Below are 22,761 nucleotides of genomic sequence, written 5' to 3'. Positions count from 1 at the left end.
CCGGCATGTCGCTCACCTCCGCCTTGAACAGCGTCCAAAGTATTTTCAACACTACCGGCCAGCAAAGCAGCGTCATTTCGACGAATATCGCCAATGTCGGCAATTCCGACTATGTGAGACGGGAGGCGTCGGTTACGACGTCTCTTTCCGGCGCCCAGGTCGTCAGCATCAGTCGGGCGCAGGAAAATGCGTTGCTTGCCCAGTATCTGCAAACGAATGCCAAGGACAGCGCCCAGCAGACGCTGGTGACCGGCCTCGAAAGCCTGAAGTCGCTGGTGGGCGGCAATGACTACGAGACTTCGCCGAGTACCTATCTCACGGCATTCCAGCAGGCGCTCCAGACATTCAGTACGTCGCCAAGCAGCACGACATCAGCGCAATCGGCCGTGACCGCCGCGCAGGATCTCGCCAATTCGCTCAATACCGCAAGCGACGGCGTCCAGTCGATCAGAGCCGAGGCGGATGCGGAGATCGCCACACAGGTCTCCACCCTGAATACGCTGCTGTCGCAGTTCGAGGCCGCCAACAATGCGGTCAAGCTGGCGACATCGACCGGCGCCGATACATCCTCGGCGCTCGACGAGCGTGAAAAACTCCTGAAACAGATCTCCTCGATCGTCGGCGTCACCTCCGCCGTGCGCGACAATAACGATATGGCGCTCTACACCTCGGACGGCACCGTGCTGTTCGAAACCATACCCCGCACCGTCACGTTCGCCTCGACGGCAACCTACGTCGCCGGAACGGAAGGAAACTCCATCTATATCGACGGCGTTGCGCTCGACGCCGGCGAGGGATCGACGACGAGTGCCTCGGGCAGCCTGCAGGCGCTGCTGCAGCTTCGCGACGAGATCGCCCCGACATTTCAGGCCCAGCTCGACGAGATCGCTAAATCGCTCGTCCAGATCTTCTCGGAAACCGACGGCAGCACGAGCGCGCCGGGACTTTTCGTGTGGACCACGGCATCAGGCGCAACCGGGGGAACACCTGCTGCTTCCGACGATACGACAGGGATCGCCTCCACCATCTCGGTCAATCCAGCCGTCGTCACCAGCGAGGGCGGCGATGCGACGAAGCTGCGCGATGGCTCCATCAGCGGCATCACCGATCTGAACACCTCGGGAGACAGCGGCTTCTCGGACAATCTCGACGCGCTCTATGAGGCGCTGACGGAACAGCGCTCGTTCTCTTCCGACGCCGGTCTCTCGACGTCGCAAAGCCTGACGGACTACGCCAGCGCCTCCATCGGCTGGCTCGAGCAATATCGAAGCGACGCCACCTCGGCCTCCGAAACAACGGCTGCCGCCTTGTCGCGCTCAGACGAGGCCTATTCCAACGAAACCGGCGTCAACCTCGACGAGGAACTGACGCTGCTTCTCGACATCGAACAATCCTACAAAGCGGCGACAAAGATCCTGAACGTCATCGACGAGATGTTCCAGTCGCTCCTCGACATAGCGAGCTAGTCATGAAAGCATCTTTTGTCTCATCATCGGCGATGCAGAATGTTTTGCGGCTCACCATCAGCCAGTCCCAAAACAAGCTGCAGCAGGCCTCGACGGAAGCGACCACGGGAACCTATGCCGATATCGGCGTATCCCTCGGCGCCGGCGCTGCAAAGTCGATCAATCTCACCAGCGCCATCGCCCAGGCCGCCTCGTTCAAGACGAGCAATGCCGTCGTCGAATTGCGCATGAACGCATCGCAAACCGCCCTTTCGAGCCTCAAGGATGCCGGCGACAGCCTGGTCTCGAACCTGACCGCGCTCCAGGCGAGCCAGGATACGACGAGCATCGCCGTTGCCCTGCAGACGGCGAGCGCCACGATTTCGCAGCTGGTCTCGACGGCAAACACGTCAGTCAATGGCGAGTTCCTGTTCGGCGGAACGAACCTCGACAGTCAGCCTCTGACCGATCAATCCTCGGCGGTCTCAGATACGGTCGTTTCGGCTCTGAACGATTATGCAACCGGTCTCGGAAAAGACGTCAGCGAATTGACGGGCGAGGAAATCGGCAGCTTCATCACCGACACGGTCGAGCCGATGTTCTCCGAGAGCGCCTGGACGGACGCTTCCGACGGCTGGTCGACCGCTTCCAGCACCGACATGACGAGCCGGATCAGCGGATCGGAAACCATCACCTCGTCGACCAATGCCAATTCCGAAGGCATGCGCTATCTCGCGCTCGCCTCCGTCGTCGTCTCCGCCCTCTTCGGCCAGGATCTCAGCTCCGACGCGCAGAGCACCGTCGCATCCAAGGCGATCGCCTATGCGGCGCAGGCGACCTCCGGGATCGTGACGCAGCAAAGCGAACTCGGCCTCGCCCAGGAGCGGCTCGAAAAGGCAAATGACGCGCTCGACGCTCAATCCACTCTGCTTCAGGGAAACCTCGTCGATCTCCAGGGCGTGGATACCTATGAGGCCTCGACGCTCGTCAACCAGCTGCAGACGCAATTGGAAACGGCCTACACGCTCGTTTCAAAACTCCAGAGCCTGAGCCTGGTCAACTATCTCTGACGGATTGAAAAATGCGTGAACTCAAGCAGTTGCAAATACCGGCCCTAACGAAGGAGCCCAACACGGCGTGTTCCGAAATCGTGGCGGAGGCGGCGTTCGCGCTTGCCTCCGGCATCATCGATACGATCCCTTTCGTCGGCAGCAAACTCGACGAGCAACAGACGCGGGCATGGCCGCGATCGGGTGTCTTCACGGATGACGGCGTGGAGATGACCGGTACGCCCCCTGAAATATTCGAGCTTTGCGAGTTGCTGGCAGCCCACATCGAGAAAGGCACCTCATTCGACGTTTTCGAGGTTTTCCACAAGATTGCACGCATCGACCGGCTGATCGACTGGCGCCATGGCGCAGTGCTGTCACCCGAGCCCCATCCGGTAACGCATTGACAGAAGAGGCAAAATGCCTTCCCAATGGCGGCGCGATCACGGCCGTGCCGCCAGGAAGCATGGCATGAGCCGGTCTTGCATAGGGCTTGTCCGTTGCGGCAGTCTGGACTTTCCCATAGGGGAGACTGAGGACGATTGCCGAAGGTCTGCCGGCAATGGTCTTTCAGAGACCGAGTGTGTTCTTGATGTCGAAGCCGCGCGCGAAGCTACCCTTCTCCGAAGAGACCTTGCAGGCCATGCTGATCCGCGTGCTTCGCCCGCTGGTCAAGCTCGCACTCGCCTCCGGCTTCAACTTCATCTCGTTTTCGACCGTTCTTCGCCGCCTCTATATCGAGGTCGCAGAGAAGGAATTCGCGCTGCCGAACAAGAACCAGACGGACAGCCGCATCTCGCTTCTGACCGGCATTCACCGCAAGGACGTCAACCGGCTGCGCGGACAGGTGCTTGCGGCATCCTTCCTGACCACCGGCGTTTCACAGACGAGCCGTATTCTCGCCAGATGGCTTGCCGATCCGTTTTATTGCGATGCGGAGGATCGGCCGAGCGCCCTGCCCCGGACCTCCAGCGACGGCGGTCCGTCATTCGAGAGCCTGGTGAGCGACATCACCAAGGACGTCCACCCCCGCTCCATCCTGGACGACTGGCTGGATAAGGGTATCGTCGTTGTCGATCAGAACGGCTGGATCCAGCTCGACCTCTCAACGATCGTCCCCAATGCCGGTGACGAAGCCCGCCGGCATTATTTTACGCGCAACCTCCGTGACCATGTGCAGGCGTCGGTCATGAACCTGATGAACGAGCCTCCTCCCAACTTCGAACGCGCCGTCCATTATGACGGGATATCAGCCGTTCTGGCCGCCCGGCTCGACGAGATCGCGCGCGCGGAAGGAATGGCGCTGCTCCTGAAGCTCAACAAGATCGCCCATCAGGCCATCAAGGACGACCCCGGCGGCAACAGCCGCTGGATCGCCGGGCTCTATGTCATGACCGAGGAGGGCGAGGCCGATCTTCAGGCAGACGCCGCATCCAAGACGGAGACGGACGAATGACTCCGTCGGCGATTTCGAGAAGGCAATTTCTGCTGGCCGGAATAGTGCTTCAGGTCCTGGGGCCCAAGAGTGCCGCCGCGCAACCGACGGGCGATCACGGCATCGGCGGGTCCGGACTTTCCATCCAGGGCGGCGGGGAGAACGAAGATCACGGCATCGGCGGAACCGGCATCGTCGGAACCATCCAGGGCTTTGGAAGCATCATCGTCAACAACATCCACATACCGTTCAGTGCGACGACACCAATCGAAATCGACGGCCGACGCGTTCGCGCGAGCGCGATGAAGGTCGGTCATGTCGCCCGGGTGCTGCTGACGGGCAAGCTTGCCGCCCGCATCACCATCGCCAGCGAAGTCCAGGGCCGCATCGACCGGATAGACAAGACCGGCCTGACCATACTGGGGCAAACGATCGACACGACGGGTGTCGCGACGAAGGGCCTGCGCAAGGGCAAGCGGGTCGCCGTGTTCGGCATCCGCAAACCTAACGGTACGATCATTGCCCGGCGCATCGAGCCCCGCTCCGTTTCCGAAGGCGCCCATGTTCGAGGGATCCCCGTCAAGAGCAGCAATCGCGTCCTGATCGGCGGCCTTTCGCTTGGAAGCACGCATGGATACCTGGCCGGCAAGCAAACGCTCGTGCGTCTCAAGGCCGTCGCCGATCGATTGATCATCACGCGCATTCAGGCTGAACCCCTGGTCCCGGGCTTGAAACGCGGCATCGTCAACGTCGAGACCTTCCGGCCGACCGATAAGGACCAGTCGGGCGCGGGACCCAGAGGGTCCGCGCCTTTCGGCTCGACGCCGCCATCTCCTGATGGTCATGGCTTCGTCGATGTCGGCGTGCGGGACTCAAGCAGAATGACCGGCTTTCCCGACGGGCGCTTTCCGGACGGCTTCGGTTCGCGACGTCCAGGTGGTCCTTCGGATCGACCGCCGCCCGATCGTTCGCCCTTCGGCCGAGGCGGGCCGGACCGAGATTTTTCCGCTCCGGATAGAGGGGGGCCGCCAACGCAGGACGCCCCGCCGCCTGGGCCGCCGCCCCCGGGTCCAGGCCCGGGTCCGGGTCCGCGCTGAAAACGCTGTCGCCGCATGTTGACAAATGGGAAATTTTCCCATTTATTGTTCATGCGAATTCTGCTTCGGGTGATTCCAGGGAGGGTTTGCCGATTGGCTAACGTGTCCGCCCCACACCCGCTAGCCAATCGTTTGATTTTCAATCGTTCCGAGACTGTCAAACCCATGTTCCTGAGTCATCGCAGGAATGGCCCATCCGATAGGCTGGATGGCGTCATCCGAACCAAACCGCCATCGCCCAAGAGGAATCAGGAATTGTTTTTGCTGGAACGCGAACCGGACATGTCGGTGGAGATGGACGAACCGACCATCGTTGCAACATGGGAAAACCGCGCTCAAATCATCGAAATTATGAGCAGCGCACGCACCATGAGCCAGGAATTTCAAGATCTTTGGAACAGCAGCGGCGGAACGGGCCGGCTCAGCCAGGAAAACACGGACAGATTGGTCGAACTCCTGCGCGAGATCGGCGACCTGAACGAAAAGCTCCTGGGCTTGGCTTGAAAGGCCTCTCAGCTACGAGCGCCAAGCATGTTTCGGGATTTCAAAATTGCCATGGTGAAATCAACTCAAGACCTGTGGTCGCAAAGTCCCCCAGGTTTCGCGTCGCAAGTCGACCGCCATTCACCCGCGCAATAGCGGCTATCATGCCATCCGGAGCCGACATTCCACGCCCTTGACGAGCAGCAAGGCCCATAATGTCGCCATAAGCGAGAGCTGCCTCTTCGGTCAGACCGAAAATCCGGTCCGCGAAGCGACGGCGCCAGTCGGACAGCCCCTGTTTAAGGCGTTCGGCTCGCTGATCGGGTTGGATCTTCTGGATACCAAAAGCTATTTCCGCAATTGTCACCGTCGGTAACGCCAATTCTGCATCATGACGGACCAGCCATGCAATCACGGCCTCGTCGGGCGACTTTTTTAGGGTTTCCGATATGACGTTGGTATCGAGAAAGATCAAAGTTCGATGCCCTTGTGTGCGTGCCTGTCCTCTTTGATAACTGATTCAAGGTCGATATCCGTGCCACTTTGCTGCAAAAGACGAGCATAAAAGGTCGTGGCTGCCTCGCGGCCGGCTTCCCGTATTTCATACGATTCCAGAGCCCGCTCAACGATGTCAGCTATTGAGCGATTTTCGCGCCGGGCAAGCCGATGGGCAAGATCGCGTGCCTTCGCACTGCGCACGGAAAGTTGAGGTTCAGCCATGTCGGTCTCCTTTCATCTGTATATAAACATCAGCCTGTTAGCCATCAAGATGGCAACTGATGGCTTGATACCACAAGTATTCACGACCCCTACTTTGTTACGATGCCAAAAAGATTAACCATATCTCAGTGTTCTTGCGAAATAATGCCATACGCAGATCAGGCATCTCGAAGCAGAGCGGCCAATAGTTATTTGGAGACAGTCTTGGCACTTACCATTGCTCGTAGTTTGGTGGCGTTTGGTGTCGCCGTTTCAGCCGGCCTTTTCATGTCGATCGGTTTGCAGCAATCGGCGCTCGAACGGCTGAAAGTCAACGGGCCGGTTTATGAGCAGGTCGTCTACGGCAAAGATTTGATTGCCGATATTCTGCCGCCGCCGCTGTTTGTGGTCGAATCCTACATGCTGTCCTTCGAGGCAAGCAAATTTCCCGAACTCACAGAAACCAATCTTGCCAAGATCGCAAATCTCAAGGCCGCTTACGACGACCGCCGCGCCTATTGGAAAACCACCCGGCTGCCGCAAGCTTTGAAAGACGAGCTTGAAAACGATGTCATCGCCAAGGGCGATACATTCTGGGGAGTGATGAACCGTGAGATCATTCCGGCCCTGAACGCCAGGGATGAAGACAAGGCACATGGTGCGATCGAGCAGCTGCGCGTCGCCTTTCATTCGCATCAGGACGCGGTCGAGAAACTCGTTGCCAATTCCGACGCTTTCCTGAAGGGCGAGGAACGCAATGCGGCCTCGGAGATCATCACCTGGACGATCTATGCGGGTGCTGCGGGCTTCGGATCGTTCGGGCTATTGCTGGTGGGGCTATATCTTCTGCGACGCCGGGCGATCGTGCCGCTCGATGGCATGAAGGCCTATATGGGCAATCTTGCCGAAGGCGATTTTTCGACTGACGTGCCCTACGCCAACCGTTCCGACGAGATCGGAGCCATGTCCAAGGCCGTCGCGGTATTCCGCCGCAACGCGCTCGAGCGGCAGGACGCACAGAAGCGTGAGACCGCACTTCGCGATGCGGAATTCGAGCGTGAACGCAGCCAGCTGGCCGAAAAGGCTGCCGAGGAGCAGATCCGCGAAACGGTGATCGATCAGCTGACATACGGACTGGAACAGCTATCGACTGGCAATCTCGATTGCCGGATCAAGACACCCTTCGCCGCTGCCTACGAGACTTTGCGCGCGAAGTTCAACGACAGTATGGACGCGCTTTGTGCGTCGATGGCGGAGATTGCCCAGACCTCCAAGCAAGTGGGCAGCTCCTCGGCCGGCATCACCGATGCAGCCGACAGCCTTGCGTCGCGCACGGAACAGCAGGCCGCGATGCTCGAAGAGGCGACAGCCGCGCTCGATGAAATGAATATCAAGGCCAAAGATGCCTCCGACCATGCCGGCAGGGCGACAGGCATGATGGCGCAGACCCGCACCAGCGCCGAACATTCGGCAGCCGTCGTTCGCGAAGCAATCGCCGCCATGGAAAGGATCGAAGGCTCGTCCTCCCAGATTGGCGCCATCGTCAATGTCATCGATGAGATCGCCTTTCAGACCAATCTTCTGGCGCTCAATGCCGGGGTTGAAGCAGCGCGCGCCGGCGAGGCAGGCAAGGGTTTTGCCGTCGTGGCCCAGGAAGTGCGTGAACTTGCCATGCGCTCGGCCAACGCTGCCAAGGAGATCAGAGCTCTGATCTCCACCTCCTCGGCCCAGGTCTCCACCGGTGTGGAGCTCGTCAACCGAACCGGCAAGGCGCTCCTGGAAATCGAAGGCCAGGTCGAGCAGGTTGCCGGCCTGATCGCCCGCATCGTTTCGGTATCCTCCGAACAGGCGGTAGCGATCGGCGAGATCAACGCCTCCGTCAACGCCCTCGATCAGGTCACCCAACACAACGCAGCCATGGCCGTCGAAACTGCCTCGGCCTGCCGCGCCCTTGGCAGCCAAACGCAGACGCTGGAGGGGGTCGTCAACCGCTTTCAGGTCGATGCGGGAGCCAGCACGTCCAGACCGCAGAAAGCTGCCTGAGCTGTGATCAGAAGTCGAAGCTGATACCGCCTCAGCCCGTAACGATCGCCACGACGGCAACGCAGTCGCCAGCCTTGACCAGCCCCGGGAAATGCCGGGCACAGAGAATACCGTTCATGCCGGCGCGGATATCGCGGGGCGCCACCCCGGTCCGCCCGGTCGGATAGATGCGCGCGATGATGGCATCGGCTGTGACGGCTCCACCAAGATCGATGACAGGTTCGATCAATCCGCCCTCTTCTGCGAAGGAGAAGCAGCGGCCGTCCGGCATGTCGAGCCAGGTCGTCGGACCGGTATGGACGGCGCCCGCGACGATCCCTGCGTGGCGTAGCACATTCATGGTGCCGCGCTTGGCAATCGCCGCACTTTTGGCCGTGGCGGTGCCGCCGCCGCCGAGTTCCGTGGTGATGAAGACCTTGCCCATCTCCTCGGCCGCGGTGTCGTACATGCCGACCGCATCGATCTCCAGCATTTTCATCGAATAGGGAGCGGCAAAGGCCGTCACGAATTCGAAGGCTTTTTCCTGCTGTTGCTTGTTCGGCAGGATGTGGGCCGCGCAGAACGGCAGAAAATCGAGCGTCTTGCCGCCGGAATGGAAGTCGAGAACGACATCCGCCATCGGCAGAAGCACACGTTGGAAATAGTCGGCGATCTTCTCGGTCACCGTGCCGTCCGGTCGGCCGGGGAAACTGCGGTTCATGTTGCCCCTGTCGATCGGCGAGGTTCTGGTTCCCGCTTGGAATGCCGGATAATTCATGGCCGGCACGATGATAACCGTGCCGTTCACCTCTTCGGCCTTCAGCGTGCGGGCAAGATCGAAGAGCGCGATCGGTCCCTCATACTCGTCGCCGTGATTGCCGCCGGTCAGAAGAGCTGTTGGCCCCTTGCCGTTCCGGACGACCGTTATCGGCACCATCACCGATCCCCAGGCGGAATCGTCGCGACTGTAAGGCAGGCGCAGGAAGCCGTGCTGGACGCCCTCGGCGGCGAAATTGACCGTCGCGCTGATCGGTGACGGCCGCAAGCCAATCTCTTTCATGACAGCCTCAATCCTTGACCATCAGTTTGCGCGGCACGTTGGCGAAACACTCGACACCGCTCTCGGTGATGAGGATGCTCTCGGTCGTCTCGAAACCCATGTCGTCGAGCCAGAGGCCGGTCATGAAATGGAAGGTCATACCGGGCTTCAGCTCCGTCCGGTCGCCCGGCCGCAGGCTCATGGTGCGCTCGCCCCAGTCCGGCGGATAGGAAAGGCCGATCGGGTAGCCCGTGCGGTTATCCTTGACGATCCCGTATTTCTTCAGCACCGCAAAGAAGGCATTGGCGATGTCCTCGCAGGTATTGCCGGGTCTGGCGACCGCAAGACCCGCCTCCATCCCTTCCAGCGTCGCCTTTTCGGCATCGAGAAAGGCTTGCGTCGGCTTGCCGAGGAAGACGGTGCGCGACAGCGGCAGGTGATAGCGGTTGTAGCAGCCGGCGATCTCGAAGAAGGTGCCCTCGCCCTTCTTCATCGGCCGGTCGTCCCAGGTCAGATGTGGTGCGGATGCTTCGACGCCGGACGGCAGCAGCGGCACGATCGCCGGATAATCGCCTCCGATGCCGTCGACGCCACGGGTGCCGGCATCATAGATTTCCGCGACCAGATCGCACTTGCGCATGCCGACCTCGATCTTGTCGAAGATGCGGGCGTGCATCGCCTCGACGATACGGGCGGCATTGCGCATGTAGCCGATCTCGGTGTCGCTCTTGACCGCTCGCTGCCAGTTGACGAGGGCGGTCGCGTCGACGAAGCGAGCATTCGGCAGGTGCTTCTGGAGCGCGGCAAAGGCCGCCGCCGAAAACCAGTAATTGTCCATCTCGACGCCGATCGTCAGCTTGCCGAAGCCGCGCTCGGTCAGGATCCCCGAAAGGTAGTCCATGGGGTGGCGCTCGGTCGACTGCACATAGTGATCGGGATAGCCGACGATGTTGTCGTGCTTCAGATAGGCGGTGAACTTGGCGCCATTGGCATCCTGGCCGCGGCCGAACCAGATCGGCTCGCCCTGCGGCGGCACGATCACCGCCTGGTGCACGTAGAAGGACCATCCGTCATAGCCGGTCAGCCAGGCCATGTTCGACGGGTCGCTGACGATCAGCAGGTCGACGCCCTTCGCCTCCATGGCACGCCGCGTCTTTTCCAACCGCGCGGTATATTCGCCGAGCGAGAATTTGAGATTGGGCTGGGTCATGTTTCTTCCCTTCTTTTCCGGCGTCGCGCCGCTCAGCTTTCAAACGTGGTCCCGGCATTTGCCGCACCGGCGCGGGCAAAGGCGAGCGTGGCGATGGCGGTGTCCTGGATGCCGGTCCCGGTCAGGTCCGCGATGGTGATCTGGTCGTTGCGCGTCCGTCCGGGCGTCAGGCCGGCAACGACTTGGCCGAGCTCGGCAAAGACCGCATCGGCCGCGACCAGGCCGGCATCGATTGCGTGATGCAACTCGCCGAGACGGCGCGTCTGCTTCAAGTTATCGGCGACGTAGAGGTCAGCACCCGCAATGGCGGCCGGATCGATCTCGTTCTTGTGCTCCGCATCCGAGCCCATGGCCGTCAGATGCTGTCCGGGTTCCAGCCAACCGGCCTCGATGATCAGCGTTTCCGACGGCGTGGTGGTGACGATGAGATCAGCGCCGGTCATTGCGCCTCTGGCGTCCAATATCGCGGTGACGGGAAACCCGAGTTTTCCGGTCAATTCCGCTGCCACGCTTTGCGCCTTGGCGGCATCGCGCGCCCATATCCTCGCTTCGCGGATCGGCCGGACCAGCGTCAGCGCTTCGAGCTGCAGCCGCGCCTGTATGCCGGCGCCGAAGATCGCAGCCACGGATGCATTTTCCCGCGACAGATGTTTTGCCGCGACGGCGCCGGCTGCTGCGGTGCGCACGTCGGTGAGATAGCCATTGTCCAAGAGCAGCGCCTGCACCAGTCCGGTTCGGCTCGACAGCAGCACCATCATGCCGTTGGTGCTCGCCAGGCCGATCTTGGGATTGTCGAAGAAGCCGGGGCTGATCTTGATCGCGAAGCCCTCGATGCCGGGCACATAGGCGGTCTTCACGTCGACTTCGCCCCGATATTCCGGAATGTCGAGCCGCAGGATCGGCGGCATGGCGACAGCCTTGGTCGCAAGCGCTGCGAAAGCGGCCTCGACGCAATCAACCGCATCACGATCAAGCGCGATGACTTTCCTCAGTTCCGCTTCCGTCAGAATGATCATCCGGCTCATGGTCTCTCCTCCCCACAGAGTGCCGCCTTGCCATTGATCACCCGCCGGTGCAGTTCCATGTCGACATTCTGCCCGGATAGGATCACGACGATGGGACCGTCGCCCCAGATTTTCCCGGCAAGCAGCGCTGCAATACCGACCGCGCCAGCGCCTTCGACGACCTGGCGTTCAGCGGCATAGGCATGGCGTATGCCGGCGGCGATTTCCGCTTCCGTCAGCAGGATGACCTCGTCGAGAAGGTCGCGGCACATGGCAAAGGTCACGCGATTGTCGAGGCCGATGCCGCCGCCGAGCGAGTCGGCAAGGCTCGATACTTCCTCGACCTGCACCGGCCGTCCGGCATCGAGGCTTGCCTTCATCGCGGCACCTTTCTCCATCGTCAGGCCGATCACTTTGGCCGTCGGACTGATGCCTTTGACCGCGGCCGCAACGCCGGCCGCAAGACCGCCGCCAGAGAGCGGCACCAGCACGGTTGCCGCCTCCGGCAAGGTGTCGATGATTTCGAGGCCCAGTGTTCCCTGCCCGGCCACGACATCAGGATGGTCGAAGGGCGGGACCATCACCAGCCCCTCCTCGCGAACCAGCCGGTCGACCTCCTGCTGCGCCTCGTCCTGCGATAATCCGACGATGCGGACATCGGCCCCGAGGCGGCGGATTTCCGAAACCTTGTTTTCCGGCACCAGCCGCGACATGCAGATAGTCGCGACAGCACCCTCCACCTTTGCCGCATAGGCAAGCGCCCGGCCGTGATTTCCGGTCGAGGCTGCGACGATGCCACGCGCGCGCTCGGCTGGCGACAAGGAGAGCACCGCATTGGTCGCTCCGCGCAGCTTGAAGCTGCCGGTCGTCTGATGATGTTCGAGCTTGAGATGGACCGGCACGCCGGCCAATTCGCCAAGAGAAGCGGACTGCACCATCGGCGTGCCGATCACGCGGCCGGCAATCCGGCGCGCCGCGGCGTGGATATCCTCCAGCGAAACGGGCGAGGTGCTCACCATGATCTCAGCCTTCCCGATAGGGCTTGGTCATCAATTGACCGAGTTCGGGCTGCGCCCGATCATCGCCGCAAAGCCGCAGGCAAGCCCAGGCGGTCGCGAGATTGCTAGTGACCACCGGCTTGCCGATTTCAGCCTCGATCCGGGCCGCGACCTCTGCTGCCCGCACCGCCGTGCAGGAGATAAACAGCGCATCCGACTGCGGCGCCAGCGCCTGGCGCGCGAAGGCAAGGATCTCGTCCGGCGCGATCCGCGCCATCTCGCGATCATCGGTCAGGCCGAGACAGGTGAAGCGGTCGATCGCAAAGCCAAGCTCCACGAAATAGTCCGCCATCGGCCGGCTGGTCTCGATCGTATAGGGCGTCAGCACCGAAATCCGTCTGGCGCCCAGCGCCTTCAGGCCGGTCACGGCGGCAGCCGTTGGCGTCACGACGGGAACGCCGGGCTTGGCCGCATGGATCGCCGCCTCGATGTTGCGGTCGCCGATCACCACCGAGGCGGAGGTGCAGGAATAGACGATGGCATCGAGCGCCTCGTCCGGCAGGATCAGTGCTGCGCCTTCAGTCAGCGACGGCTGCATCCTCAACAGGTTTTCCGGTGTGACCGGATTGGCATAATGGATGCGGCTGACATAGACGCCGAGGCGATGGTTGGCGACCATGCGCTGGAAGTCGACTTCCGTCGTGTGGTCCGTCGCGAGGATGATGAGGCCGATGCGCTTTTCCAGCGGCCGGTCCTCCAGCCGCGGCGGCCGGCCGGCAGCGATGATCTCGATCTCTACGGTCATGGTCAGTCATCCATCCTGGCGTAGCGTTCCTCGAGCCAGCGTAATCCCACCACCGAGATCAGGCTGATGACGAGGAAGAAGACGCCGACCAGCGTCATCGGCTCGATGTAACGGTAATTGCTGTTGGCGATGCTCTTTGCCTGGTTCATGAGTTCGAGCACGGTGATCGCCGAAAGCAGCGGCGTTTCCTTGAACATGGCGATGAAATAATTGGCGAGCGCCGGGATCATCGGCGGGATCGCCTGCGGCAGGATCACGTGGATCCAGGCCTGGCGCGTCGACAGATTGGTGGCCTTGGCTGCCTCCCATTGTCCGCGCGGCACGTTCTCGATGCCGGCGCGATAGACCTCGGCGGTATAGGTCGCATAGTGAATGCCCATGCCGATGACGCCTGCGACCAGCGGCGCCAGTCGGATGCCGATATCCGGCAGCACGTAGAAGATGAAGTAGAGCTGCACCAGCAATGGCGTGCCTCGGATGAATTCCGAGACGAAGGCGACCGTCCTGGAAATACCGGCGACCGGTGAACGCCGCGCAATGGCGAGCCCCAGGCCGACGATCATGGCGACGGCAGCGCCGAGGATGGTCGCGAGAAGAGTGATCTTGAACCCTTCGAGAAGGGTCGGCATGATCTGCCAGACGAAGTCCCAATCCCATTCCATCTGATCAGGTCCTTATGCCGTCGAGGCTGCGCGCCATCCGCCGCTCCAGCCAGCGCATCGTCGCCGAGATCGCCGAGGCCATGAGAAAATAGAGGATGAGGATGGTCGCGAAGGGCACAAGCGTATTGCCGGTCTGCGCCCGCACTACCTGCGCCTGAAACGTCATATCCGTCAGCGAGATCAGCGACACGACGGCCGTGCCCTTCAGGAGTTCGATCGCATTATTGCAGAAGGTCGGCAGCATCAACGGCAGCGCCTGCGGCAGGATGACGTGGCGCATGCGCTGGTATCGCGAAAGGTTGAGCGCGATGCAGGCTTCCGACTGCTCGCGCCCGACAGCCTTGACGGCGCCACGCACCACCTCCGCCGCATAGGCGCCGACATTCAGCCCGAGCGCCAGCACGCCCGCCTGCAGCGGCGTCAGGGTCAAGCCCGCAAAGGGCAGCACGAAATAGACCCAGAAGAGCTGGACGAAGATCGAGGTGCCGCGGAAGAACTCGATATAGGCCGTCGCCAGAGCCCGCACGGCGAAGAAGCGCGACAGGCGGCCGAGGCCCGCCAGAAAGGCCATCACCAGCGCCAGCGCAGACCCCATGATCGTCAGTTCGAGCGTCACCAGGGCGCCCTCAAGGATCAGTGTCAGATAGCCGGACCATACCGCCATCGGCAGCTCGCTTCCTAGATCATGTCGCGCAAAACTGCAGCGGTTTTGCGATAGCAACATGCGTAAAAACAAGGACCTAAAGCGCGAGGAGTGCATCTGAAAGATCGCGACGCGCTTTAGGAGATCGTTCGAGGGTGATCCGGCCATGCCTGGGGCATGGCCGGCTGCTTACCCTTTGTTACTTCGCCGCGGCGCAGAGCTTTTCGCGGCTTGTCGACATCGCCGCTTTGGCCGAGAAACCGTAGGGCTCGATGATCTTGGCGAATTCGCCCGATTCCTTCAGCTTCTTCAGCTCGACATCGAAGGCGTCGCGGAGCGCAACGTCCTGCTTGCGGAAGGCAGCGCCATCGCAATAGACCGGCGCATTGACGACAGGAGCGACGGTTTCTAGGTTCGGATCGTTTGCCTTGGCCATCAGGTCATGGATCGACAGGACCGGCAGCGAGTAGACGTCGATGCGGCCGTCCTGCAGCATCTTGATGCCGCTCTGGCCATCCGGAACGACGATGACGCGGTCACGCGGCACGCCGGCCTCGAGCGCCAGCTTCTCTTCGGTGCCGCCGCCCGGCGCACCGATCTTGGCGTCCGGATTGTCGGCGATGTCCTTGTAGCTCGTCAGCTTCAGCGGGTTGCCCTTCTTGAGAGCGAAAGCTTCGGCGTCGCAGAGGATCGGTTCGGAATAGGCGACGGCGTTGCAGCGCTCGGGCTTCATGAAGAGGCCTGCGGTGATCGCGTCATGGCGGCCGGCCTGCAGGCCGGGGATCATTGCGCCATATTCCGAGATCGAGGCGACCACTTCCTTGACGCCCAGCTTTTCGAAGATTGCGCGCGCCACGTCGGGGGCAGCGCCGGACACCTGGCCGTCGGCGCCGACAGCGGTGAACGGCGGCTCGTTGGCGATGGCGATACGCGCAAAGCCTTGCTCCTTCAGCTGCTCGAGCTTGTCATCGGCGGCCGAGGCCGGGGCGGCCGCTGTGATCAGAAGCACCGACAGGCTGGCGGCGCTCAAAAGATATCCTGCTTTCATCGTTCCCAACTCCTCTGATTTTCCTTGAGTCTTGTTCTTGCGGGCAATGTCTGAGGTCAGACGCGGTGCCCCGCCGCAATGATCTTGCGCAGGAAGGTCTGCGTTCTCTCCTGCGTCGGATTGCGAAAGATATCGCCCGGCTTGCCTTCCTCGACGATCTTGCCGCGATCGAAGAAGAGCACACGGTCGGCGAAATCATGGGCGAAGCCCATTTCATGCGTGACGAGAAGCATGGTCATGTCGGTCTCGGAGGCGAGCCGCCGCATGACGTTCAGCACCTCCTCGACCAGTTCCGGGTCAAGCGCCGAGGTCACCTCGTCGAACAGCATGATCTTCGGCGACAGCGCCAGCGCCCTAGCAATGGCGACGCGCTGCTTCTGCCCGCCGGAAAGCTGCGCCGGGACACTTTTAGCCTTGTCGGCCAGGCCGACCATGTCGAGAAGCTCCATCGCCCGCTTTTCGGCCACGGGCCGCTTGATGCCCTTGGTCAGCATCGGCGCCAGCGTCACGTTGTCGAGCACGCATTTATGCGGGAACAGATTGAAATGCTGAAAGACCATGCCGATCTTTTCGCGCATCCGATGCAGATGCCGTTCGTCGGCCGGAACTAGCCCGCCGCCATTTGGCATATGATAGAGCTGTTCGCCGTCGACCTCGATATGGCCACCGCTGATCGTCTCCAGCGTCATCAGAATGCGCAGGATCGTCGTCTTGCCGGAGCCGGATGGCCCGATCAGCGCCAGCTTCTCGCCCGGCATGACATTCATCGACAGGCCGTCGAGCACGGTCAGCGGGCCGTATTTCTTGACGATGTTGTCGATGCGGATGATGGGCGGAAGCATTCATGTCTCTCCCTGTTGAGACAAGCAATGTCCTAACGATGACGGCCCATCAAAATCATGTCAATTCGTAAAATAATATCATGACAATTATTCTGCATATGCTCAAACGCAAGGCATCTGCATCAGATCGCAAGCAGCAGCTCTTCCGGATTTCCTTGCGCCAATGAGGCGACGATGCCGAGCCCGGTCCGTAGCTCACTTTCGGTCGTTGAACCAAGCGAGATGCGCACGGCCGGCGTCCAGCCCTGATCGGCGGTGTGGAAGGATTTGCCAGGCGCGATCGCCACGCCGCGCAGCCTTGCCTGCGATACGAATCCGTCTTCCGTATGGTTGCCGGAGAGCGGCAGCCAGACGTGCAGGCTTTGCGGATGCGCCCGGTAGCTGAGGCCGGCCAGCATCTCCGCCGCGATCGCGTGCCGGCTCAAAAGGGCACGGCGCTGCCAGTTGACGAGCTCCATTGCCGTGCCGTCGCTGACCCAGCGGGTGGCGATCTCGGCCATGGCAGGCGTCGCCATCCAGTTGGAGACGAGATGCCGGTTGGCAACGGCGGCGACATAACGGTCGGGCGCGGCGAGATAACCGATCCGCAGGCCCGGAACGGTGATCTTCGTGAAGCTCGTGACGTAGAGTGTCCGCTCCGGCGCAAACGCGGCCATCGGCGGCGCGCGACCCTCAACCATTGGGCCAAGAATGTCGTTTTCGATGATCGCGATATCATGCTTGGCGGCGACAGTGGCGAGCGCCTGCCTGCGCTCTGCGCTCATCAGCGCCGCCATCGGGTTGATCACCGATGGCTGCAGGAAAATGGCCCGGATCGGTCCTTTCCGGCAGGCTTCGTCCAGAGCCTCGGGGATCATGCCCTCCTCGTCGATCGCCAGCCCTTCCAGATGCAAACCGAGATAGGTGGAGAGCGGAACGAGCGTATGATGGCTGATCGCTTCGGTCGCAACCGTCGAGCCGGGCGGGGCGACGCTCATCAGCGCTACCGTCATGCCCGATGTCGCACCATTCGTCACGCTGATGTTCAGCGGCGATACCTCCAGCCCGCAGCGCGCCAGCCATTCCGTGGCGACGGCGCGGTGGCGCGGAAATACCATATTCGGCCTGAAAGAAAGCGCCGAACTGGAGGGCAGGTTTTCCGAAAGCCAGCCGAAGGCCTGCCGCAGCCTTTCCAAATGGATCTGCTCGCAGACCGGCTTCAGGATCGACAGATCGATCACCTCGCCCAACCGTTCCGGCAGATAAGGCGGCTCCGGCTCGCGCGGTCTGGTCTGGACGAAGCTGCCGCGTCCGATCTCGCCTGATATCAGCCCCCGGCGGATCAACTCGTCATAGGCGCGGCTGACCGTCTGCACCGAGAGATGCAGATCATCCGCCATCTTGCGGTGCGGCGGCAATTGCGTGCCGTCGGTGAGCTTGCCATCCGTGATCGCGTTTGCGATTTGCTCGGCAAGCGAGAGATAGGCCGGACGGCGGAGTTGCGAGGGATCGGGGCGCCACTTTGTCATGATTTTAACACTGCTGAAAATCAGTTCAATTGACAATGCAAAAATGCGCTCCCATTGTCTTTTCCCTGCGTTTGAAATGATTTCTTTCTAAAGAAAGCACCATGAAGCTCGACGCCATCGACCTGCGCATTCTCGACGCCGTCCAGCGCGACGGCCGCATCACCAAACTGGCGCTGGCCGAAAAGGCTGGACTGTCGCCGACGCCGTGCTGGATGCGGCTACGCAAGCTCGAAAAGGCCGGGATCATCACCGGTTACCACGCGCGCGTCGCGCCACGGCGCATCGCGCCGGTCGCCAGCGTGATGATGGAAGTGACGCTCGCCAACCATCGCCAGGCGGATTTCGAGCGCTTCGAGCGCGCCATCGGCGCAATCCCGGAGATCGTTGCCTGCTGGTCGGTCGGCGGCGGCGTTGATTACATCCTGAAGATCATCGCACCCGATATCGACGCCTATCAACGGCTGGTCGATGGGCTTCTCGACCGCGAACTCGGCATCGACCGCTACTTCACCTACATCGTCACCAAGACGGTGAAGGACGAAACAGTCCTTCCGGTCTCTTCCTTCACTGCCGCCAGCGAAGAACAGACCTGAAGACCAGACCGCGCCGTAGACAATCTCTCTGCCAGGCCGCCGTCCTTTAGACCATCTCTCTCTTTTCGCATCCGCCAACAGACAATCTCTCGCCCGCTCCCGTGGAAGACTGACGTCAACCGCCACGAGGAGAATGGACATGACCGCCGTTTTTGCCCGCCCCGCCTATCATGACGCGTTGTCGCGGCTCGCCGACCGTCATCTCCTGCGCGATCTGGCCTATGTCGGCGGCCGGTGGATCGCCGGCCAATCAGGGAAGAGTTTCGAGGTCACCGATCCTGCCTCGTCGGCGACGCTGGCCTGGGTTGCAAGCCTTGGCGCCGATGAGACGGCGGTAGCGATCGATGCGGCGTCGGAGGCTTTTGCCGCATGGCGCGCGATGCTGCCGCAAAGCCGCGCGGCGATCCTGCGCAAATGGTTTGAGCTGATGCTTGCGGCCAAGGAGGATCTGGCGCTGATCATGACGCTCGAACAGGGCAAGCCGCTTGCGGAATCGCGTGGCGAGATCGATTACGCCGCCTCCTTCGTCGAATGGTATGCCGAGGACGGCAAGCGGCTGAACGCCGAAAGCGTCACCAGCCATCTGCCCGGCGCGGAAATGATCGTCCGGCGCGAGGCGCTCGGCGTCGTCGGCATCGTCACGCCCTGGAATTTCCCTTCTGCCATGCTTACCCGAAAGGCTGCCGCAGCGCTGGCCGCCGGATGCACGGTGGTCGCCCACCCCTCCTCCGAGACGCCGCTTTCAGCACTGGCGCTTGCCGAGATCGGCGAACGGGCGGGCATTCCGGCCGGCGTCTTCAACGTGGTCACCGGCAATGCCGCAACCATCGTCGGGCGGATGTGTGCCGACACCCGCGTGCGCGCCATGAGCTTTACCGGCTCCACGGGGATCGGACGGCTGATCGCCGCCCAGTGCGCGCCGACCCTGAAGCGACTGGTGATGGAACTCGGCGGCCACGCCCCGCTGATCATCTTCGACGACGCCGATATCGAAAAGGCGGTCGATATCGCGGTCAACGCCAAGTTTGCCACATCGGGCCAGGATTGCCTTGCCGCCAATCGCATCTTCGTCCAGCGGCGGATCGCTGACGGCTTCACCAAGGCCTTCGCCCACCGCATTGCCGAACTAAAGGTCGGTGCGGGGCTCGAGGATGGCGCCGAGATCGGACCGCTGATGCATGAACGCGCCGTCGCCAAGGTCGAGGAACAGGTCTCCGACGCGCTGACGCGTGGCGCACGGCTTGTCACCGGCGGCAAGCGCCACAAGGCCGGCCGGCTTTTTTACGAACCGACGCTGCTGACCGATGTGCCGGCGGAGGCGCTGATCATGCGTGAGGAGACTTTCGGGCCTGTGGCGGCAGTTACCGCCTTCGACACGGAAGATGAGGTTATCGCCCGCGCCAACGATACCGAATATGGCCTCGTCGCCTATATCGTCACGGAAAACGGCGCCCGCCAGATGCGGCTCGGCCGTGCGCTGGAATACGGCATGGTCGCGGTCAACCGCGTGAAGATCACCGGTGCTCCCATTCCCTTCGGCGGCTGGAAGCAGTCCGGCCTCGGCCGCGAGGGGTCACGCCACGGGCTCGAGGCCTTCACCGAGCTCAAATATCTCTGCATCGACACGGCCGCCTGACCCCATTTCAAGTGAGACCCCCATTTCAAGAAAGAGGCTAGACATGCTCGACAGAAGCAACGAACTCACCGCCTGGGACCGCGATCACTTCTTCCACCCCTCGACCCATATGGGCGGGCATGCCCGCGGCGAGACGCCGACCCGTGTCGTCGCCGGCGGCGAAGGCGTCTACATCACCGACACGACAGGCCGCAAAAGCCTCGACGCCTTTGCCGGACTCTATTGCGTCAATGTCGGCTATGGCCGCCAGAAAATCGCCGATGCGATCGCCGAACAGGCAAAGAATCTCGCCTACTACCACGCCTATGTCGGCCATGGCACGGAAGCCTCGATCACCCTTTCGAAGATGATCATCGACCGCGCGCCCACCGGCATGAGCCGCGTCTATTTCGGTCTCTCCGGCTCGGATGCCAACGAGACCAACATCAAGCTCATCTGGTACTACAACAACATCCTCGGCCGTCCGGAAAAGAAGAAGATCATCTCGCGCTGGCGCGGTTATCACGGCTCCGGCGTCATGACCGGAAGCCTCACCGGCCTTGCACTCTTCCACAACGCCTTCGATCTGCCGCGGGCGCCGGTGCTGCATACCGAAGCACCCTATTATTTCCGCCGCCCCGATCGGTCGATGAGCGAGGAGCAGTTCTCGCAATATTGCGCCGACAAGCTCGAGGAGATGATCATCGCCGAAGGCCCGGAAACGATCGCCGCCTTCATCGGCGAACCCATCCTCGGCACCGGCGGCATCGTGCCGCCGCCGAAAACCTACTGGCAGAAGATCCAGGCCGTACTCGACAAATATGACATCCTGCTCGTCGCCGATGAAGTCGTCACCGGCTTCGGTCGCCTCGGCACGATGTTCGGCTCGGATCATTACGGCATGAAGCCGGACCTGATCACCATCGCCAAGGGGCTGACCTCGGCCTACGCTCCCCTTTCCGGCACGATCGTTTCGAACAAGATGTGGCAAGTCCTGGTGCAGGGGTCCGATCAGCTTGGCGCGATCGGCCACGGCTGGACCTATTCCGCCCATCCGATCTGTGCTGCCGCAGGTATTGCCAATCTCGAACTGATCGACGAACTCGGCATCGTCGAGAATGCCGGCACGACCGGCGCCTATTTCCGTTCGGAACTTGCAAAGGCTGTCGGCGGCCACCGCAACGTCGGCGAAGTCCGCGGTGACGGGCTGATGGCGGCCATCGAATTCGTCGAGGACAGGGACGACCGCACGTTCTTCGATGCCGGCCGCAAGATCGGTCCGCAGGTTGCCTCTGCCCTCCTCGAACGCGGCGTCATCGGCCGCGCCATGCCGCAGGGCGATATCCTCGGCTTCGCCCCGCCGCTCTGCCTGACACGCGAGGAGGCCGACATCGTGGTCAAGGCCGCGGCGGATGCGATCGAAACCGTCTTCAAGACCATCTGAGGGAGAAGACCAGCATGACGATCCCGGAAAAGATGGCGGCCGTATTGCTCACCGGTCATGGCGGTCTGGACAAGCTCGTCTATAACAGGGAGGTGCCCGTCCCGAGACCCGCGCACGGCGAAGTCCTGATCCGCGTTACGGCCTGCGGCATGAACAATACCGACGTCTGGGTACGCCAGGGCGCCTACGGCACCGAGGACGATCCGTCCGCCGTCTCCACATGGCGCAGGCAAGGCAACACGCTGACATTCCCGCGCATTCAGGGCACGGATACGGTCGGCCATATCGTCGACGTCGGCACCGGCGTTAATTCGGCGCGCATCGGCGAACGCGTCATGGTCGACTTCTCGATCTACAACCGCGACGACGACAGCCTCGCCGACATCGATTACATGGGCCATGGCCGCGACGGCGGTTATGCCGAATACATGGCACTGCCGTCCGAGAACGCCCATGTTGTCGTAACCGATCTGACCGACGTCGAACTCGCTACCTTCTGCTGCGCCTATCTGACCGGCGAGCGCATGCTGGAACGAGCAAGGCTTGTCGCCGGTGAACGCGTTCTCGTGACCGGCGCCTCGGGCGGCGTCGGCTCGGCGATCATCCAGCTCGCACGCGCTCGCGGCGCCATCCCGATCGCGGTCGCCGGCCCCGGCAAGGAGGCGGCGATGCTCGATATCGGCGCCGAGGCGGTGGTGACCCGCGGCAAGGGCGATCTCGTCGAAGCCGTCCATGCCGCCAGCCATGGCCAGCCGATCGATGTCGTCGCCGATCTCGTCGGTGGACCGCTGTTCAACGATCTCCTGAAGATCCTGCGCCCCGAAGGCCGCTACACGACGGCCGGCGCCATCGCCGGCCCGGTCGTCCAGCTCGATTTGCGGACCATGTATCTGAAGCAGCTGGAGCTGCACGGCTCGAGCCAGGGAAGCCGCGCCGACTTCCGCCGGATCGTCGGCTATATCGAAAGCCGGAAAATCCGGCCTCTCGTCGGCGGCGTCTATCCGCTGTCGGAATTCCACCGCGCGCAGACCGATTTCATGGCGAAGAATTTCGTCGGCAAATTGGTCGTGGTTCCCGACGAGCGATGATCCTTGCTTTCGCGGCGAACCTTATCGGGTTT

At 61.9% G+C, this 22,761-nt stretch carries 23 protein-coding genes; 11 read left to right on the top strand and 12 right to left on the bottom strand.

Annotated elements, in window-relative coordinates:
* Window positions 1–5: 5 nt before the first annotated feature.
* From flgK to A6U98_RS33895, 6 genes are all read left to right on the top strand, one after another.
* Window positions 6–1,466, top strand: coding sequence for a flagellar hook-associated protein FlgK (gene flgK, locus A6U98_RS33920; RefSeq protein WP_064655582.1), 1,461 nt, complete (start codon window positions 6–8; stop codon window positions 1,464–1,466).
* 2 nt (window positions 1,467–1,468) lie between these two features.
* A complete protein-coding gene (locus A6U98_RS33915; RefSeq protein ID WP_064655581.1) occupies window positions 1,469–2,515 on the top strand; it encodes a flagellar hook-associated family protein in 1,047 nt (348 codons plus the stop codon).
* A gap of 11 nt (window positions 2,516–2,526) precedes the next feature.
* The gene (locus tag A6U98_RS33910; RefSeq protein WP_064655580.1) at window positions 2,527–2,901 is read left to right on the top strand and encodes a hypothetical protein; all 375 of its coding nucleotides are present in this window, start codon (window positions 2,527–2,529) and stop codon (window positions 2,899–2,901) included.
* 155 nt (window positions 2,902–3,056) lie between these two features.
* The gene (locus tag A6U98_RS33905; protein ID WP_064655579.1) at window positions 3,057–3,950 is read left to right on the top strand and encodes a DUF6502 family protein; all 894 of its coding nucleotides are present in this window, start codon (window positions 3,057–3,059) and stop codon (window positions 3,948–3,950) included.
* Window positions 3,947–5,026, top strand: coding sequence for a DUF5666 domain-containing protein (locus A6U98_RS33900; protein WP_064655578.1), 1,080 nt, complete (start codon window positions 3,947–3,949; stop codon window positions 5,024–5,026). The genes A6U98_RS33905 and A6U98_RS33900 overlap by 4 nt, the downstream gene beginning before the upstream one ends.
* Before the next feature lie 255 nt (window positions 5,027–5,281).
* On the top strand, window positions 5,282–5,530 hold the full coding sequence (locus A6U98_RS33895) for a hypothetical protein (protein ID WP_064655577.1): 249 nt from the start codon (window positions 5,282–5,284) through the stop codon (window positions 5,528–5,530).
* Between the two features lie 40 nt (window positions 5,531–5,570).
* Here the strand turns inward: A6U98_RS33895 and A6U98_RS33890 are convergent, their stop codons facing one another.
* Both A6U98_RS33890 and A6U98_RS33885 read right to left on the bottom strand, forming a co-directional pair.
* Window positions 5,571–5,984 (bottom strand): type II toxin-antitoxin system VapC family toxin, encoded by a 414-nt coding sequence (locus tag A6U98_RS33890; protein WP_064655576.1) that lies wholly within the window; start codon window positions 5,982–5,984, stop codon window positions 5,571–5,573.
* Window positions 5,981–6,229: a type II toxin-antitoxin system VapB family antitoxin gene (locus A6U98_RS33885; protein WP_003550200.1), complete on the bottom strand. Its 249-nt coding sequence runs from the start codon at window positions 6,227–6,229 to the stop codon at window positions 5,981–5,983. The genes A6U98_RS33890 and A6U98_RS33885 overlap by 4 nt, the downstream gene beginning before the upstream one ends.
* 204 nt (window positions 6,230–6,433) lie before the next feature.
* On the opposite strand from A6U98_RS33885, the gene A6U98_RS33880 reads away from it, so the two are divergent.
* Window positions 6,434–8,251 (top strand): HAMP domain-containing methyl-accepting chemotaxis protein, encoded by a 1,818-nt coding sequence (locus tag A6U98_RS33880; protein WP_064655575.1) that lies wholly within the window; start codon window positions 6,434–6,436, stop codon window positions 8,249–8,251.
* Window positions 8,252–8,282: 31 nt separating this feature from the next.
* On the opposite strand, the gene doeB is transcribed toward A6U98_RS33880, so the two are convergent.
* From doeB to A6U98_RS33830, 10 genes are all read right to left on the bottom strand, one after another.
* Window positions 8,283–9,290 carry a N(2)-acetyl-L-2,4-diaminobutanoate deacetylase DoeB gene (gene doeB / locus A6U98_RS33875; RefSeq protein WP_064655574.1) on the bottom strand — a complete coding sequence of 336 codons (1,008 nt, stop codon included), beginning with the start codon at window positions 9,288–9,290 and terminating at the stop codon, window positions 8,283–8,285.
* 7 nt (window positions 9,291–9,297) lie between these two features.
* A complete protein-coding gene (gene doeA, locus A6U98_RS33870; RefSeq protein WP_064655573.1) occupies window positions 9,298–10,479 on the bottom strand; it encodes an ectoine hydrolase DoeA in 1,182 nt (393 codons plus the stop codon).
* A gap of 32 nt (window positions 10,480–10,511) precedes the next feature.
* Window positions 10,512–11,504, bottom strand: coding sequence for an ectoine utilization protein EutC (gene eutC / locus A6U98_RS33865; RefSeq protein WP_064655572.1), 993 nt, complete (start codon window positions 11,502–11,504; stop codon window positions 10,512–10,514).
* Window positions 11,501–12,502, bottom strand: coding sequence for a hydroxyectoine utilization dehydratase EutB (gene eutB, locus A6U98_RS33860; protein ID WP_064655571.1), 1,002 nt, complete (start codon window positions 12,500–12,502; stop codon window positions 11,501–11,503). The genes eutC and eutB overlap by 4 nt, the downstream gene beginning before the upstream one ends.
* Before the next feature lie 4 nt (window positions 12,503–12,506).
* Window positions 12,507–13,286 (bottom strand): ectoine utilization protein EutA, encoded by a 780-nt coding sequence (gene eutA / locus A6U98_RS33855; RefSeq protein WP_064655570.1) that lies wholly within the window; start codon window positions 13,284–13,286, stop codon window positions 12,507–12,509.
* A gap of 2 nt (window positions 13,287–13,288) precedes the next feature.
* A complete protein-coding gene (ehuD, locus tag A6U98_RS33850; RefSeq protein ID WP_003550192.1) occupies window positions 13,289–13,948 on the bottom strand; it encodes an ectoine/hydroxyectoine ABC transporter permease subunit EhuD in 660 nt (219 codons plus the stop codon).
* A gap of 4 nt (window positions 13,949–13,952) precedes the next feature.
* Complete coding sequence (gene ehuC, locus A6U98_RS33845; protein ID WP_047622980.1) at window positions 13,953–14,612, bottom strand: ectoine/hydroxyectoine ABC transporter permease subunit EhuC; 660 nt, start codon at window positions 14,610–14,612, stop codon at window positions 13,953–13,955.
* A 178-nt stretch (window positions 14,613–14,790) separates the two neighbouring features.
* Window positions 14,791–15,639 (bottom strand): ectoine/hydroxyectoine ABC transporter substrate-binding protein EhuB, encoded by an 849-nt coding sequence (gene ehuB, locus A6U98_RS33840; protein WP_064655569.1) that lies wholly within the window; start codon window positions 15,637–15,639, stop codon window positions 14,791–14,793.
* A gap of 56 nt (window positions 15,640–15,695) precedes the next feature.
* Complete coding sequence (gene ehuA, locus A6U98_RS33835; protein WP_003550189.1) at window positions 15,696–16,481, bottom strand: ectoine/hydroxyectoine ABC transporter ATP-binding protein EhuA; 786 nt, start codon at window positions 16,479–16,481, stop codon at window positions 15,696–15,698.
* Between the two features lie 122 nt (window positions 16,482–16,603).
* On the bottom strand, window positions 16,604–17,989 hold the full coding sequence (locus A6U98_RS33830; protein ID WP_064655632.1) for a PLP-dependent aminotransferase family protein: 1,386 nt from the start codon (window positions 17,987–17,989) through the stop codon (window positions 16,604–16,606).
* Window positions 17,990–18,090: 101 nt separating this feature from the next.
* On the opposite strand from A6U98_RS33830, the gene A6U98_RS33825 reads away from it, so the two are divergent.
* The 4 genes from A6U98_RS33825 to A6U98_RS33810 all read left to right on the top strand — a co-directional run bounded on the left by A6U98_RS33825 (window position 18,091) and on the right by A6U98_RS33810 (window position 22,729).
* The gene (locus A6U98_RS33825) at window positions 18,091–18,582 is read left to right on the top strand and encodes an Lrp/AsnC family transcriptional regulator (RefSeq protein WP_064655568.1); all 492 of its coding nucleotides are present in this window, start codon (window positions 18,091–18,093) and stop codon (window positions 18,580–18,582) included.
* A gap of 139 nt (window positions 18,583–18,721) precedes the next feature.
* On the top strand, window positions 18,722–20,218 hold the full coding sequence (locus tag A6U98_RS33820) for an NAD-dependent succinate-semialdehyde dehydrogenase (protein WP_064655567.1): 1,497 nt from the start codon (window positions 18,722–18,724) through the stop codon (window positions 20,216–20,218).
* 43 nt (window positions 20,219–20,261) lie between these two features.
* Complete coding sequence (locus A6U98_RS33815; protein ID WP_064655566.1) at window positions 20,262–21,641, top strand: aspartate aminotransferase family protein; 1,380 nt, start codon at window positions 20,262–20,264, stop codon at window positions 21,639–21,641.
* A gap of 14 nt (window positions 21,642–21,655) precedes the next feature.
* Window positions 21,656–22,729, top strand: a complete 1,074-nt coding sequence (locus A6U98_RS33810) for an alcohol dehydrogenase family protein (RefSeq protein WP_064655565.1) — start codon at window positions 21,656–21,658, stop codon at window positions 22,727–22,729.
* Window positions 22,730–22,761: the final 32 nt, after the last annotated feature.

The sequence above is a fragment of the Rhizobium sp. WYCCWR10014 genome (assembly GCF_001657485.1).
GTDB lineage: Bacteria > Pseudomonadota > Alphaproteobacteria > Rhizobiales > Rhizobiaceae > Rhizobium.
The sequence above is the reverse complement of the archived record's forward strand: the minus strand, read 5'-3'. Positions and strand labels throughout refer to the sequence as shown.